We start from the raw sequence: 14864 nt of genomic DNA, 5'->3' as shown, positions 1-14864 counted from the left end.
CGAATTCCCTGAAAAGAGTAGTGAACATGACTCAAGTCAAACTGACCACCAACCACGGTGACATCGTCATCGAGCTGAACGCCGACAAGGCGCCGATCACCGTCGCCAACTTCATCGAATACGTGAAAGCCGGCCACTACGAAAACACCGTGTTCCACCGTGTCATCGGCAACTTCATGATCCAGGGCGGCGGTTTCGAGCCTGGCATGAAAGAAAAGAAAGACAAGCGCCCAAGCATCCAGAACGAAGCGGACAACGGCCTTTCCAACGACAAGTACACCGTCGCCATGGCCCGTACCATGGAGCCGCACTCGGCCTCCGCGCAGTTCTTCATCAACGTCGCCGACAACGCCTTCCTCAACCACAGCGGCAAGAACGTGCAGGGTTGGGGCTACGCGGTGTTCGGTAAAGTCACCGAAGGCACCGACGTTGTCGACAAGATCAAAGGCGTGTCCACCACCTCCAAGGCCGGTCACCAGGACGTTCCAGCCGAAGACGTGATCGTCGAGAAAGCCGAGATCGTTGGGTGATATTACTGATTTCAGATTTGCATCTGGAAGAGGAGCGCCCGGACATCACCCGGGCGTTTCTGGATCTGCTCCACGGCCGCGCCCGTGGCGCCCAGGCGTTGTACATTCTGGGGGACTTCTTCGAAGCCTGGATTGGCGATGATGGCATGACCGCCTTCCAGCGTTCCATCTGTGCGGCGTTGCGTGAACTGAGCGACAGCGGCACCCCGATTTTCATCATGCATGGCAACCGCGATTTCCTGATCGGCAAGGCGTTCTGCAAAGCGGCAGGCGCCACCTTGCTCAAGGACCCGAGTGTCGTGCAATTGTATGGCGAGCCTGTGCTGCTGATGCACGGCGACAGCCTCTGCACCCGCGACCTTGGCTATATGAAGCTGCGGCGCATCCTGCGTAACCCGATTGTGTTGTTTATCCTGCGCCATCTGCCCCTGGGCACGCGCCACAAACTGGCACGCAAACTACGTAGCGAAAGCTCTGCCCAAGTGCGCATGAAGGCCAACGACATTGTCGATGTCACGCCTGAAGAAGTGCCGCGAGTAATGCAGCAGTTCGGCGTGCGCACCCTGGTCCACGGCCATACGCACCGCCCTGCGATCCATAAGTTGCAGATCGGCGACCAGGCGGCCAAGCGCATTGTGCTGGGGGACTGGGACAAGCAAGGATGGGCGCTGCAGGTGGATGAGCAAGGCTTTCAACTGGCGGCGTTTGATTTCGTCAACCCGCAGTTGGCGTTGCCTGGCGCCTAAACCTATGACACAACACCGATCAACCTGTGGGAGCTGGCTTGCCTGCGATAGCATCACCTCGGTGCATCTGATACACCGAGGTGTCGGCATCGCAGGCAAGCCAGCTCCCACAGGGACCGCGCTGACCTTATGATCAGTGCCCCGCAGCCGCCGGCCCTGCCTTTGCGGTAAATGGCGGCTTGGCCAGCCACACCAGCAACATCAACCCCATGAACATCCACCCCAGCAACGTGAAGTAATCCACGGTGGACATCATGTACGCCTGGCTGGTGAGAATCTGGTCCAGCTGCGTGTACGCCTTCTGCCCTGCCCCGCCCAGCGCCTGCAAGGCATCACGGGTGGCCGAGTCGTAGGTGGTCATGTTCTCGCTCATGTAGGCATGGTGCTGGTCCGCCCGGCGAATCCAGATCCAGGTGGTCAGCGACGCCGCAAAACTGCCGCCCAAGGTGCGCAGGAACGTCGCCAGCCCTGCGCCGTCGGCAATCTGGTGCGGCGGCAGGTCGGACATCAGGATGCTCAAGGTCGGCATGAAGAACAGCGCCACGCCGATACCCATGAACAGCTGCACCATGGCGATATGGGTAAAGTCCACTTCGTTGGTGAAACCGGCGCGCATAAAGCAGCTCAGGCCAATCGCCAGGAACGCCAGGCCTGCCAGCAAGCGCAGGTCGAACTTGTGCGCGTACTTGCCTACGAACGGCGACATCAGCACCGGCAGGATACCGATCGGTGCCACCGCCAGCCCGGCCCAGGTGGCGGTGTAGCCCATCTGGGTCTGCAGCCACTGCGGCAGGATCAGGTTGATGCCGAAAAAGCCCGCATACCCCAGGATCAACACGATGGTGCCGATACGGAAATTACGGTGTGCGAACAGCCGCAGGTTGACCACCGGGTGCTTGTCGGTCATTTCCCAGATGACGAACACCGCCAGGGCGATCACCGAAATGGCCGCACCAATGATGATGAAATTGGATTCGAACCAGTCCAGGTCATTGCCCTTGTCGAGGATGATCTGCAAGGCGCCGACCCCGACGATCAGGCTCAACAAACCAACGTAATCCATCGGCTGGTAGCTGGTAACCACCGGACGCTTCTTCAATTGCGAGCGCACCACCATCACCGCGAAGATACCGATGGGCACGTTGATGAAAAAGATCCACGGCCAGCTGTAGCTGTCAGTGATCCAGCCGCCAAGGATAGGGCCTGCAATCGGTGCCACCACCGTGACCATTGCCAGTAACGCCAGGGCCATCCCGCGCCTGGCGGGTGGGTAGACCGCGATCAACAGCGTCTGCGTCATCGGGTACAACGGCCCGGCGACCAAACCTTGCAGCACCCGAAAGCCGATCAACTCGGGCATCGAGGTGGAAATCCCGCACAGGAACGAAGCCAGCACAAACAGGATGGTCGCCCACAGAAACAGCTTCACCTCGCCAAAGCGCCGGCTCAACCAGCCGGTGAGCGGCAACGCGATGGCGTTACTCACCGCAAACGAGGTGATCACCCAGGTGCCCTGCTCCGAACTCACGCCCAGGTTGCCGGAAATGGTCGGCAACGCCACGTTGGCGATGGTGGTGTCGAGCACCTGCATAAAGGTCGCCAGCGACAGGCCAATAGTGGCCATCAACAGGCTGGGTGGCGTGAACGAGGCGTTATTGCTCATCAGCGTTGCGCAGCCTTGGGAGCGGCGACGCTGTTGTCATGAATCAACTGATTGATCATGGCATCCGCTTCGGCCAATTGACGGTCATACACGCTGGTGGTGAACGAGGCCTTTTGCGGCGCCTGTTGCGCCAGCACCGGGCCGCTCTGGTCGTGCAGGTCTACGTTGACCACGGTGCTCAAGCCCACCCGCAGCGGGTGCTTGGCCAACTCTTCAGCGTTGATATGGATGCGCACCGGTACCCGCTGCACGATCTTGATCCAGTTGCCGGTGGCGTTCTGTGCGGGCAGCAAGGCGAACGCGCTGCCGGTGCCGGCGCCGAGGCTGTCGACGGTGCCGCTGTACTTCACGTCGCTGCCGTAGATGTCCGACTCGATATCCACCGGCTGGCCGATGCGCATATCCCGCAGTTGGGTTTCCTTGAAGTTGGCGTCAATCCACAGCTGGTCCAGCGGAATCACGGCCATCAGCGCGGTGCCCGGTTGAACACGCTGGCCCAGTTGTACGGTGCGCTTGGCTACATAGCCGGTGACCGGCGCAATCAGGGTGCTGCGCGCATTGGTCAGGTAGGCCTGACGCAGTTGTGCAGCGGCGGCTTGCACGTCGGGGTGGGACGAAATCACCGTGTCATCCACCAGGGCATTGGTGGTTTTGAGTTGTTGCTCAAGGTTGGTCAAGGCGTTCTTGGCCGCGGTCAGGCTGTCGCGAGCGTGGGACAGTTCTTCCTGGGAGATCGCGCCGCCCTGGGCCAGGGTCTTACGCCGGTTGTAGTTGTCCTGGGCCGTTTGCACATCGGCCTTCTGCGCATTGACCTGGGCTTTCATGCCGTCGACATTGCTGTACAAGCCGCGCACCTGGCGCACAGTGCGGGCCAGGTTGGCCTGGGCACTTTGCAGGCCGACGGCAGCATCGTTGGGGTCGAAATTGATCAGCACCTGGCCTTCATGCACCAGGTCGCCATCGTCGGCGCCGATGCTGACCACGGTGCCGGTGACCAGTGGGGTGATTTCCACCACGTTGCCGTTCACGTAGGCATCATCGGTGCTCTCGTTGAAGCGCCCGTAGAACTCATACCAGGCCCACACGCCTACCACACCGAGGATGACGATCAGCGCCAGGCCGATGAGCATGACTTTGCGTTTGCGTGGGTTGTTGTCTTTGGGTTGTTCAGTTGCGTTGTTACTGTCGGCAGTGGCCATGACAAATACCTCAAATTATTCCGTGCGTGTGGCGGGGGGGGTCGCGGCCACGTTGCTGGCGTTGTATCCGCCACCCAGGGCCTGCATCAGTTGAATCGACAGATCGATCTGCGCCGCCTTCAGGGTCGCCAGCTGACGCTGGGCCTGCAGCAGTTGCTGCTCGATGCTGAGCACATCCAGGTAGTTACCGATGCCCGAGCTGTAGCGTTGCACCCCGGTGTCGTAGGACTGCTGGGCGATGTCGGCGGCATGTTGCTGGGCCTGGATCTGGCGGCCGGTGTCGCGCAGCTGCGAAAGGCTGTTGCCGATATCACCCAGGGCTTGCACCAGGGTTTTGTTGTACTGGGCCACGGCCAGGTCGTAGTCGGCGTCGCGGGCGTCAAGGTCGGCGCGCAGGCGGCCGCCATCAAAAATCGGCAGCGAAATCGTCGGCGCAATATTGAAGAAACGGCTGGCCGAACCGAACATCGCATCGCCCAGCAACGACTCGGCGCCTGCGCTCGCGCTCAGGTTGAGGTTGGGGTAGAAGCGGGTTTTGCTGGCGTCGATGTTCTTGCTCGCCGCCTCCACTCGCCAGCGTGCGGCGACCAGGTCCGGGCGACGACCGAGCAGCTCGGCAGGCAACACCGCGGGCACCGCGACGGCGCTGGGTTTGAGCACCGCTGGGCGGGCCAACTCGCCACCCCGGTCCGGGCCTTTGCCGAGCAATACGGCGAGGGCGATCTTGGCGCTTTGCAGTTGTTTTTCCGCGTCGATCAGTTGCGACTGGGAGCTGGCTTCCAGGCTCTCGGTCTGCTGGTATTGGTATTCACTGTCGATGCCGGAACTCAGGCGGCGCTTGCTCAGGTCGAGCATCTGGCGGGTGCGCTTGAGGTCATCGACAGCCAGGTCACGCACGATATGCGCCTGGCCCAGGTCGCTGTAGGCTTTGGCCACGTTGGCCGCCAGGGTCAGGCGCGCGGCCTGCTGGTCGACTTCGGCGGCGCGGGCCTGGCCCAACGCGGCTTCCCAGGCTGCGCGCTGGCCGCCCCAGAGGTCGAAGTTGTAGTTGAAGCTGGCGCCGATGTTGCGCACCGTCGAATAGGCATCGCCCTGACCACGCGGGTCCTGGTCCTTGGCCAAGCGAGAGCGGCTTACACCGGCGCTGGCATCCACGGTCGGCATACGGGCGGCGTTGGCGGCATAGGCGGCGGCTTCGGCCTGATGGGCACGGGCGTCGGCGACTTGCATGTCGGGGCTGTTTTGCAGGGCTTCCTGGATCAGGCCGTCAAGCTGTGGGTCGCCGAGGCTTTTCCACCAGTCGGCGGCCGGCCAGGCGGCGCTCGACAGCGTCACGCCGCTGAGGGATTTGCCGGTTTGCAGGGTGTTGGCGTCGAGGCGCTGACCCTGGGTGTCGAGGCCGCTGTAATTGGCGCAACCGGCCAACGTCATCGCCGCCAGCACCAGGCTGAGTGCGCGTGTGTTCATGATCTACCTACCCGCTGGATCGTGATGGGGTCACCCGCAGCGATCAGTATCTTCTTCAGGATCCGCTCCAGGGTTTCCAGCTCGCCCGGTTCAAGCGCGCCGGCCAGCTGGTTGAGGGCCTGGGCGCCGATGTGCGGGAGCATGTCCGCCAGGCGCTGGCCCTCGGCGGTCAGCACCAACTGCACCTGGCGGCGATCCAGCTCGGAGCGCTTGCGGCTGAGCAAGTCTTTTTGCTCCAGCCGGTCGAGCATCCGCGTCATCGAACCGCTGTCCAGGGACAGGTTGCGGCACAGCTCTGCCGGGGTGTCGACGCCGAACTGGGCCATGATGATCAACACCTTGAACTGCGCGGCGGTGATGCCGTGGGGTTCCATGTGGGTGTCGATGATGCGGTCCTTGAGGATCGCGGCGCGGCCCAGCAACAGGCCGAGGTGGCAGTTGTGGAAGTTATCGGGGGTGAAGTGAGGCATTGAAAGTCACCTTATTACTGCCTAGGCAGTGAATGTGTGACGAGATGTTACTGCTTAGGCAGCGAATGTCAAATGGAATAATTAGGTTGCTTGGTAGTTGACCGAAGGCTGGAGTGAAATGAAAACCAATGTGGGAGGAGCAAGTCGAATCGTCGCACCGCCCCTCCCACATTTTTTACCGCGTACCGATCAGAAATCGCGTTTGTAAAAGATATCCAGGGAACTGGCTACGCCCGTAGCGACTTCCAGGTACACCTTCTTGCTCAGCAGGTAGCGCAACGCAATGGTGTTAGCCGGTTCAAACACCCCGACCCCATAACGCAGGCTGAGCTTCTCGTTGATCTTGCCGCTGGCCACCACCGCGGTGCTGTTACCGGTACCCTGGGTGTCGAGGTCGAAATCCTGGATACCCAGCTTATTGGCGATATCCGAGGTCACGCCGGCGCTGCCCATCAAGCCCAGGCCCAGGGCGGCTTCGGCGAGCATGTTGTTGTCTTCGCCGGTGTTGGTGCGCGAACGACCCAACACCAGGTACGACAGCGCATCTTCCTGAGCCATGGCCGGCTCGGAGAAAATCTGCGTGGCCGGCTGTTCGGCGCTGCCGCTCAGGCGAATACCGGCAGTCACGGTGCGGGACGATTCGACCACTACGCGCACCGCTTCGATATCCAGGAACGGCTGGTCCAGCGGCCCGGCGAACAACAGCCGCGCGCGGCGCACGTTGAGGCGCTGGCCGTAGGCACGGTAGCGGCCGTCGTTGAGCCACAGCTCGCCACGGGTGTCCATGTTGTCGCCGATATGCACATGGCCCTGAACCTTGGCGGTGAGGCCAAATCCGGCGAAGTTGAGCTGGTCTTCACCCACTTCCACGTCGATATCCATGGCCATGGCCATTGGCGCTTTGCCCTCTTCGGTCTGGCTGCCGATGATTACCGTGTCGTCAGAGACCTTGACCGTCGAAGGCGGCAGCTCGCGCACGGTGATATCGCCACGGGGGATATGCACTTTGCCGGCAATCGCCAGTTTGTCGTCCTTGAGGCTGATCTTCAGGTCGGGCGCCACTTCCAGCTTGGCGTAGGGTTCTACGGTGACCGGCAGTTGCGAGCCCTTGAGGCTGAGGTCGACCACCAGGGCGCGGCCCCAGTCGATCTGGCCCGTGAGGCTACCCTGCCCGGCCTTGCCGCTACGCCAGCCACCGTTGAGCTGCACGCTTTCGCCGGCGATCTGCGCCTGCAGGTTCAAGCCCTCAAGGCTGATGGGCAACTCGGGCCCGGAGACTTCACCGTCCACCAGGTTCAGGTTGCCGTTGACCAGCGGCGCGAGCAAACCGCCCGAGATGCGGCCACTGCCGTTGAGCTTGCCGGTGAGCTTTTCCACCATCGGCACAAACGGCCGCGCCACGGCGAGGTCCAGGCCGGTGAGGCTGAAATTGCCGGTGATCGGCTTATTGTTCGGCAGCGGATTTATCTGCGCCTGCAACAACAACTCGCCAAGCTTGCCGCCACGAAAATTCAGCTGGGTGTCGATACGCTTGGGGTTGAGGGTGGTTTCCAGCTTCAGGGTGTCGTAGGGGAAATCCAGCCACTGGCCCTTGTCACGCACGCGCAAGGTGCCGCCGCTGGCATCTACCGCCACTACGCCCTTGGGTCCGCTTTCGGGCAAATCGAGCTGTACGTCAGCATTGAGCTTGCCCTGCCAGGCGAAGTCTTTGGGCAAAAATGCCGCAAGGCTGTCGATGGGGAATTGCTTGAGGTGGTAACGCAGCTTCGGTTCGGGCATCAGGCGCTGGTCTTCGCCACACAGGCTGGCGGGCCCGGAGACCCAGCAGTGCGCACCGAAGGTCAGCTTGCCATCGGCCAGGCGCTCGATTTTCGCCGGGGCTTGCAGCCGCCAGTCCTGGCCGCCGGCTTGTACGTCACCGCTGGCCAGGCGCCCGCGCCAGTTGTTTTTATCGAGGTTGCCATCCAATGCCAGGGCCAGCTTGACCAAGGGGCCGGCCAGGTCCAGTTGGACCTTTTGGTTCTTGATATCGCCCTGGGCGCTGGCGGTCAGGTTGCCGACCTGGGTTTCGCCGGCGTAGATGCCGCTGGCCTTGAGGTCGAGCTTGGCGCGTTGGGCGCTATCGAGGCTGGCGTCGAGGTTGAGGGTTTGCAGGCGATTGTCGGCAAATGCCAATTGCTGGCCCTTGAGGTCGAGCTTGCCTTGCGGCGCCTTCAAAGTGCCGGCCACATCGACACGCCCATTGATTTGCCCGCGCAGTTGCGGCCAAAGCTGGGCCAGGCGCGTCAGCTTGATGTCGATCTGCCCGGCCAGGCGTTGTTGCAGGCTGCCACTGCCGTTGATGCGGTTGTCACCCAAGCGGATGTCCAGGTTGGCGAGGGTCCATTGTTCGCCTGCACCTTCGGCCTTGGCCGCCAGCACAGCGGTTTGCCCGCGCAGGCGGCCCTTGAGATCGAGGTCGGCGTTGAGCTTGAGTTGTTCATTTTTGAACTCGCCTTTGCTGCGCAGCGGTCCGGCCAGGGTGCCGGGTAACTCGGCCACCCAGTACGCCGGGTTCAGTGCCGACAGGTCCAGCGCGGTGTCCCAGGCAATACCGTCGGCAAATTGCAGGTTCAGGTGGCCTTGGGCCTTGCCCTGACCGGCCGTCAGTTTCAACTCGGGCAGGAAGACTTGCTTGAGGTCGCCACTGAAGGGGGTGACCACATTGAACTTACCCGCCGGGCCATCAAGGTCGGCCTTGAGGTTGCCCAGGTAATTGCCGTCCTTATAGGAGATTTCACCATTGAAGGTACGCAATGCCACTTGCGGCTCGTCGATGACGGGATAGAGGCGATGCCAGGGGAAGTCCAGCCAGTCGATTTTGGCGTCAGCACTGAAGCCTTGTTGCCAGTCCAGGTTGGCACTGAGCTTGAGGCTTTGCTGGTCACCGGCATTCAGGTCCAGCCCGGCGATCTGCGCGCCCTTGGCGTCGACCTTGCCTTGCAGGAGTAAATCCACCGGGCCTTTTTCCGCTGGCAGCACGGCCTTGCCCAGCAACTGGTAGCCATCTTTCAGGTTGCCCTTGGCGCTCAAGTCCAACTGGTTGAGTTGCAAGGTGTCAGGCAGGTCGGCGCTGGGTTTGAACGCCTCGGAGGTGATGTGCAACTGCGCCGGCAGGTTTTCGGCCAGGGGTTGCAGCTCGCCTTTGAGCTTGGCCGGCAGGTAGCCGCTGCTGTCGGCGTCGAGCTTGAGGGTCTTGAGCAGGTCGCCGTCGAGCTTGAGCGCGACGCTCCAGGGTGCACCGCCTGGGGCGTAGGGCAGGCTCAGGTTGCCGGTGGCATTCAGCGGCCAATCGCCGGTAGGTTGCAGCAGGCCGGCAAGGTCGAGCACCAGGTCATCGCGCTGCAAATGTACCGAGTCAATCTGCATACCAGCGGTGGTCCAGTGCGCCGCCAGTTGCAGGCCCTTGAGTTCTTCGCTGCCGTTGAACAGCAGGCTACCGATGCGAACGTCGCCCAGTTGGATGGCAACCGGCAGTTTCAGGTCGGGGAGTTGAATCGGCCCGCTGCTGCTCTCTTCGGCACTGGGGGCAAATTCCAGGCTGACCTGTTCCACGTCCAGTCGGTTGATACACAGGGTCATGCGCAACAGACAGCCGGGCGACCAGTCAAACGTCGGCGCATTCAGCTCGACGCGGCTGCCGTCCTGCTGCCACAGCAGATGATCGGCACTCCACTGCCCGCCCAGGCGGCCCTGGTAATTCTCCACGCTCAAACCTGGCACCTGGCCCAAGGCCCAGCGACTGCCCGCCTGGGTGCCAAGCACTGACCACAGCGCCAACAACAGCAACACGAGGATGGCGACCAGCACCAGCCCCGCTATCTTCAAACCACGCATCACAGCTCAGGCCCCATGGAAAAGTGCAAGCGAACGCCGCCCGGATCTTCGAGGGCATGGGCCAGGTCGAGGCGGATCGGCCCCACCGGCGACACCCAGCGCACGCCGACGCCGACGCCGGTTTTCAGGCTCGGCAGGTCCAGGTTGTTGAACGAGTTACCCTGGTCGATGAAGGTCGCGATCCGCCATTTATCGGTGATGGAGTATTGATACTCGGCACTCAAGGCCACCATGTAGCGACCACCGATACGGTCGCCGCGGTCGTTCTCCGGCGACAGGGTCTGGTACTCGTAGCCGCGCACGCTCTGGTCGCCACCGGCAAAGAAGCGCAACGACGGCGGCACGGATTTGTAGCCGTTGGTGGCACTGCCGCCAAATTGTGCGCGCCCCAGAAAACGGTGGTTGTCCCACAAGGTGGTCAGGCCCTTGATCGTGGCCGTGCCGTAAAGCAGGTTGGTGTCAGACCCCAGGCCCTCTTTGGCGACCTTGGTGTCGAACATCAGGCGATAGCCATGGTGCGGGTCGATACGGTTGTCGCTGCGCAGGTAGGAATAACTCACCCCCGGCATCAACAGGTTACTCAGCCCCGAGTCATTGCCCAGGCGGTATTCCTCACGCTGGTACTTGAGGGAAATCACCCGCGTCCAGCCGCTGGGCAACTTGCTGTGCCATTCGGGGCCAATGGTGAGCAGCTTGCTCAAGGTGTCGGTGTTGGCGATCTCTTCATTCTGATAGCCACCGGCAAAGCGCAATTTGTCGGTAAGCGGCGGGTCCAGCGGGATGTCATACCACAGGCCGACGTTCTGCCGCGGTGCCGACAATTCGGCTTCCCAACCGTAGCTGTGGCCCTGGGGGTTGACCCAATGCCGCGTCCAGTTGGCTTTGCCCCGTGGGCCGACGTCGGTGGAGTAACCCAGGCCGAGGCCCATGGTGCGGGGCTTGCGGGTTTCCAATTGTACAGCGACCGGGATCACGTCATCAGTCGCGGCGGTGGGGCTGGCGTCCACGCGCACGCCTTCGAAGAAACCGCTGGCTTGCAGGTTCTGGTTGAGTTCGGCGACCAGTTCGGAGTCGTACGGCGTGCCACTGTCAAAGGGCACCATGCGTTGCAACAGCTCCTCATCAAACGGCGTGTCGCCGCTGAAGCTGACCTTGCCCATGCTGTAGCGCGGGCCGCTGTCGTAAATGAGTTCGATGTCGGCCACACCCGCTTGAGGGTCAACCGCGAGCTTCTGGCTAGTGAAGCGCCCGCTGAAAAAGCCGTAGCGTGACGCCTGGTTCTGGATCAGGCGCTTGGCGTCTTCGTAATGACCGTGATTGAGCACGGCACCGGGCTTGAGGTCGTCGCTGGCGGGCACGCGAAAGGCCTTGAGGCTCGCGGCCTGGCCATCGACCCGAATGGTCACGTCGCGCAAATGCACCGGTTCGCCGGGGTCGATGGTGAGGGTCAGGCGCGGATTCTTGCCGCCCTTCACCTCGCTGGCGATCTGTGGCTGATAGAAGCCCAGTGCCTGCACGGCTTTGCGCGCCTGCTCCTCGGCGCCACGGCTGAACCGCAGCAAAGCTTCTTCGTCACGATCGCCGACCCCGCCGATATAGCCTTCGATGTTGGCTTTCAGCGCGTCGTTTGAGGGTTTGATCCGCACGTCCAGTTCACTTTGCGCCAATGCGCCGCAGCTTGTGAACAGCAGAATCAAGCCGCTGGTAAATCTTCCTGGATACTTCATAGGCGCGGATGCTACACGAGCTAGGGAGGGACTTTGAACTCGGATTTGTCTGAATAATTCTGTCCTAAGACGTTGCAGGATGTAACGCCTGGGGATTGGGATGGAAAAACACATGCTCCAGCACCGGCCCTACGGCGACTTCACCGATCTCCTCATAGCCTTGGCGCTTGTAGAAATCCAGGTAACGGGAGTTGCCGGTGTCAAGCACCACGCCTGAGGAGTGCGGATCGTCGGCGCACCAATTGTGCACGGCTTCAAGCAGTTGCTCACCATGATGCTGGCCCTGGAACTGCGGGTGAATACCCAGCAACGGCAGCACATGCACAGCCTCGCTGGGCAGGCACGCCAGGACTGCCTGATGGTATTCCAGGTAACGCCGGGTACCGCGCACGCCGGTACTCAGCCACATGCGGATCTGCCAGGCCCAGCTCTCGGTGATGCCCAGGCGTCGTTGCGGCGGCGCAATCAGGGCGATACCGATCAGCCGGTCGTTGACGAACAGGCCGATGGCGGGAAGCTTCTGAAAAAAGTGCTGTTTGACCAATTCGCGCACGGTGGCGCGCACCCGTTGTTCATAACCCGGCCGTTCGGCTTCGAAGATATAGGCGAAGGTCGGTTCATGGCGATACGCCTGGTAAAGCAGGGATCGCGCTTCACGGGAATAACCGCTATTGAGCAGGCGGATTTCGGCAGTGGCCGTCGAAGTGTCTGGCATAACAGTCAATCTCCCTGGGCGCCACTCAAACATGGCGTTCTTATGGGTACGAACCTGTGCAGCTCCAGTCGTTCCCAGACATTAGCAGCGCATTCACCCTGCCGCCACGCTGGCCCCCGTCCGACTTGTCGGCTAGCATCGCCCTTTTGCCAGACTGGACTGCCGACCATGAAAATCGTCTCCTTCAATATCAACGGGCTGCGTGCTCGCCCTCATCAGCTGGCGGCGCTGATTGAAAAGCATCAACCTGACGTGATCGGCCTGCAGGAAACCAAGGTTCACGATGATCAGTTCCCGCTGGCCGAAGTGCAGGCTTTGGGTTATCACGTGTACTACCACGGGCAGAAAGGCCACTACGGCGTGGCCCTGCTCTCGCGCCAGCCGGCCTTGAGCCTGCACAAAGGTTTTGCCAGCGATGAAGAAGACGCCCAGCGTCGTTTTATCTGGGGCACCTTCGCCGATGAAAATGGCCACCCGGTGACCATCATGAACGGCTACTTCCCCCAGGGCGAAAGCCGCGACCACCCCACCAAGTTCCCGGCCAAGCAGCGCTTCTATGAAGACTTGCAGCACCTGCTGGAAAGCCAGTTCAGCAATGACCAGGCGCTGGTGGTGATGGGCGACGTGAACATTTCCCCGCAAGACTGCGACATCGGTATCGGCGCCGATAACGCCAAGCGCTGGCTGAAAACCGGCAAGTGCAGCTTCCTGCCGGAGGAGCGCGAGTGGATGGAGCGCCTGAAGAACTGGGGCCTGGTGGACAGCTTCCGCCACCTCAACCCGGACGTGACCGACCGTTTCAGCTGGTTCGACTATCGCAGCCGTGGGTTTGAGGATGAGCCCAAGCGCGGGCTGCGCATTGACGTGATCATGGCGTCCACCGGGCTGGTGCCACGGGTCAAGGATGCCGGGGTGGATTACGATTTGCGTGGCCTGGAGAAGCCGTCGGACCATGCACCGATCTGGTTGGAACTGAGCTGATAGCAAGCCTGGTGAAGATCTAAATGTGGGAGGGGCGGTGCGACGATTCGACTTGCCCCCTCCCACATTTAGCCTTGCGATGCATCAGTCACATTGCTGCAACCCAACTGACTTAATCTCGCGGCACTTCCTTTGGCTTGAGAAGGTGCCGGCATGATGCTGCGCGTTCTGTTCCTGTGTATTGCGATCGCCCTCCCTGCCGTGGCAGCCCCGCTTCCCATTCCCGGCCAAGGTCCGGCTCTGCGCATCCAGGGCTCCAACACCATTGGCGCGGCACTCGGCCCGGCGTTGGTCATGGGTTTGATGGAGCATCAAGGCTTACGGGATGTGCGCAGCGAACCGGGCGCCGGGGCAAATGAACAGAGCGTGGTCGGCACGACGCACCAAGGCAAGACGGTGACCATCGAAGTCGCGGCCCACGGTTCCAGCACCGGCTTTGCCGCGCTGAAAAATACCCGCGCGGACCTCGCCGCCGCGTCCCGCCCGATCAAGGACGGCGAACTGGTGGACCTTGAACCTCTGGGCGACCTGAAAAGCCCCGATGCCGAACAGGTCATCGCCATTGATGGCCTGGCGATCATTGTTAACCCACGCAACCCACTCAATACTCTTGACACCGAGCAGTTGGCCCAGATCTTCAACGGCGAAGTCAGCACCTGGGAGGCGTTGGGCGGGAGTGGCGGTGCCATTCATTTATATGCCCGTGATGATCAGTCCGGCACCTACGACACCTTCAGGGAGCTGGTGTTGAGCCGACGTCAGCAGCCGCTCGCGCCGTCAGCCAAGCGTTTCGAATCCAGCGAACAACTGTCCGACGCAGTCAGCCAGGACCCCCAGGGTATCGGCTTTATCGGCCTGCCCTATGTGCGTCAGGCCAAAGCAGTGGCGATTGCCGATGGCGCCTCGCAACCGATGTTGCCGCTGACCAGCCTCATCGCCACCGAAGATTACCCGCTGTCGCGACGGCTGTTCTTTTATCTGCCGCCCTCCTCCCGCAATCCGTGGGCCAAGGCGTTGGTGGACTTTACCCAATCCAGTAAAGGCCAAGCGATTGTGGCGGCCAATGGTTTTATCGCCCAGCAGGTGCAGGCGATCGGCGTGACACCTCGCCCGTCAATGCCTGACGACTACCAGGCCATCGCCCGCGACGCTCAGCGCCTGACGGTAAATTTTCGCTTCGAAGAGGGTAGCGCCAGCCTCGACAACAAGGCACGCCAGGATTTGCAGCGGGTGGTGGCCTATATCAAAAGCCACGGCAAGCTGAACAAGCAGGTCACGCTGGTGGGCTTTGGCGATACCAAGAACGATCCGCAACGTGCGGCGTTGCTGTCGAAGTTACGGGCGATGGCGGTGCGCCGCGAGCTGGCAAAGAGCGGCGTGGTGCTCAAGGATATTCGCGGGTTTGGCGCCCAGATGCCGGTGGCGGCGAATACCGCGGACGAAGGTAGGATCAAGAATCGGCGGGTGGAGGTTTGGGTGTACTGAGCCTT

At 61.7% G+C, this 14864-nt stretch carries 11 protein-coding genes; 4 read left to right on the top strand and 7 right to left on the bottom strand.

Annotated features, from left to right (window positions below; translation table 11 throughout):
• Positions 1-26: 26 nt before the first annotated feature.
• On the top strand, positions 27-530 hold the full coding sequence (locus E4P00_RS19435; protein WP_248132586.1) for a peptidylprolyl isomerase: 504 nt from the start codon (positions 27-29) through the stop codon (positions 528-530).
• Positions 527-1276: a UDP-2,3-diacylglucosamine diphosphatase gene (gene lpxH / locus E4P00_RS19430; protein ID WP_078821683.1), complete on the top strand. Its 750-nt coding sequence runs from the start codon at positions 527-529 to the stop codon at positions 1274-1276. Before E4P00_RS19435 ends, lpxH begins: the two co-directional genes overlap by 4 nt.
• Positions 1277-1409: 133 nt before the next feature.
• On the opposite strand, the gene E4P00_RS19425 is transcribed toward lpxH, so the two are convergent.
• The 7 genes from E4P00_RS19425 to E4P00_RS19395 form a co-directional block, all read right to left on the bottom strand.
• Positions 1410-2939, bottom strand: coding sequence for a DHA2 family efflux MFS transporter permease subunit (locus tag E4P00_RS19425; RefSeq protein WP_032880582.1), 1530 nt, complete (start codon positions 2937-2939; stop codon positions 1410-1412).
• Entirely contained in the window at positions 2939-4138 is a 1200-nt protein-coding gene (locus E4P00_RS19420; protein WP_032880580.1) for an HlyD family efflux transporter periplasmic adaptor subunit, read from the bottom strand. The genes E4P00_RS19425 and E4P00_RS19420 overlap by 1 nt, the downstream gene beginning before the upstream one ends.
• 15 nt (positions 4139-4153) lie before the next feature.
• Positions 4154-5605, bottom strand: coding sequence for an efflux transporter outer membrane subunit (locus E4P00_RS19415; protein ID WP_248132584.1), 1452 nt, complete (start codon positions 5603-5605; stop codon positions 4154-4156).
• Positions 5602-6075, bottom strand: a complete 474-nt coding sequence (locus E4P00_RS19410) for a MarR family transcriptional regulator (protein WP_005789189.1) — start codon at positions 6073-6075, stop codon at positions 5602-5604. Before E4P00_RS19410 ends, E4P00_RS19415 begins: the two co-directional genes overlap by 4 nt.
• A gap of 189 nt (positions 6076-6264) precedes the next feature.
• On the bottom strand, positions 6265-9951 hold the full coding sequence (locus E4P00_RS19405) for a translocation/assembly module TamB domain-containing protein (RefSeq protein WP_248132582.1): 3687 nt from the start codon (positions 9949-9951) through the stop codon (positions 6265-6267).
• Positions 9951-11678 carry an autotransporter assembly complex family protein gene (locus E4P00_RS19400; protein WP_248132580.1) on the bottom strand — a complete coding sequence of 576 codons (1728 nt, stop codon included), beginning with the start codon at positions 11676-11678 and terminating at the stop codon, positions 9951-9953. The genes E4P00_RS19405 and E4P00_RS19400 overlap by 1 nt, the downstream gene beginning before the upstream one ends.
• Positions 11679-11742: 64 nt before the next feature.
• Positions 11743-12393 (bottom strand): GNAT family N-acetyltransferase, encoded by a 651-nt coding sequence (locus E4P00_RS19395; protein ID WP_005789194.1) that lies wholly within the window; start codon positions 12391-12393, stop codon positions 11743-11745.
• Between the two features lie 168 nt (positions 12394-12561).
• On the opposite strand from E4P00_RS19395, the gene xthA reads away from it, so the two are divergent.
• The gene (xthA, locus tag E4P00_RS19390; RefSeq protein WP_032880573.1) at positions 12562-13374 is read left to right on the top strand and encodes an exodeoxyribonuclease III; all 813 of its coding nucleotides are present in this window, start codon (positions 12562-12564) and stop codon (positions 13372-13374) included.
• A 153-nt stretch (positions 13375-13527) separates the two neighbouring features.
• Positions 13528-14859 carry a phosphate ABC transporter substrate-binding/OmpA family protein gene (locus E4P00_RS19385; protein WP_248132578.1) on the top strand — a complete coding sequence of 444 codons (1332 nt, stop codon included), beginning with the start codon at positions 13528-13530 and terminating at the stop codon, positions 14857-14859.
• The last annotated feature ends 5 nt before the right edge of the window (positions 14860-14864 follow it).

It is taken from the genome of Pseudomonas sp. B329, from assembly GCF_023127835.1.
GTDB lineage: Bacteria > Pseudomonadota > Gammaproteobacteria > Pseudomonadales > Pseudomonadaceae > Aquipseudomonas > Aquipseudomonas synxantha_A.
This window is presented reverse-complemented; position numbering and strand designations above follow the sequence as displayed.

Coding starts and splice junctions, on each gene's coding strand:
- E4P00_RS19435 (WP_248132586.1), top strand. CDS start 27: ATGACTCAAGTCAAACTGACCACCAACCACGGTGACATCGTCATCGAG.
- E4P00_RS19425 (WP_032880582.1), bottom strand. CDS start 2,939: ATGAGCAATAACGCCTCGTTCACGCCACCCAGCCTGTTGATGGCCACT.
- E4P00_RS19420 (WP_032880580.1), bottom strand. CDS start 4,138: ATGGCCACTGCCGACAGTAACAACGCAACTGAACAACCCAAAGACAAC.
- E4P00_RS19415 (WP_248132584.1), bottom strand. CDS start 5,605: ATGAACACACGCGCACTCAGCCTGGTGCTGGCGGCGATGACGTTGGCC.
- E4P00_RS19410 (WP_005789189.1), bottom strand. CDS start 6,075: ATGCCTCACTTCACCCCCGATAACTTCCACAACTGCCACCTCGGCCTG.
- E4P00_RS19405 (WP_248132582.1), bottom strand. CDS start 9,951: ATGCGTGGTTTGAAGATAGCGGGGCTGGTGCTGGTCGCCATCCTCGTG.
- E4P00_RS19400 (WP_248132580.1), bottom strand. CDS start 11,678: ATGAAGTATCCAGGAAGATTTACCAGCGGCTTGATTCTGCTGTTCACA.
- E4P00_RS19395 (WP_005789194.1), bottom strand. CDS start 12,393: ATGCCAGACACTTCGACGGCCACTGCCGAAATCCGCCTGCTCAATAGC.
- xthA (WP_032880573.1), top strand. CDS start 12,562: ATGAAAATCGTCTCCTTCAATATCAACGGGCTGCGTGCTCGCCCTCAT.
- E4P00_RS19385 (WP_248132578.1), top strand. CDS start 13,528: ATGATGCTGCGCGTTCTGTTCCTGTGTATTGCGATCGCCCTCCCTGCC.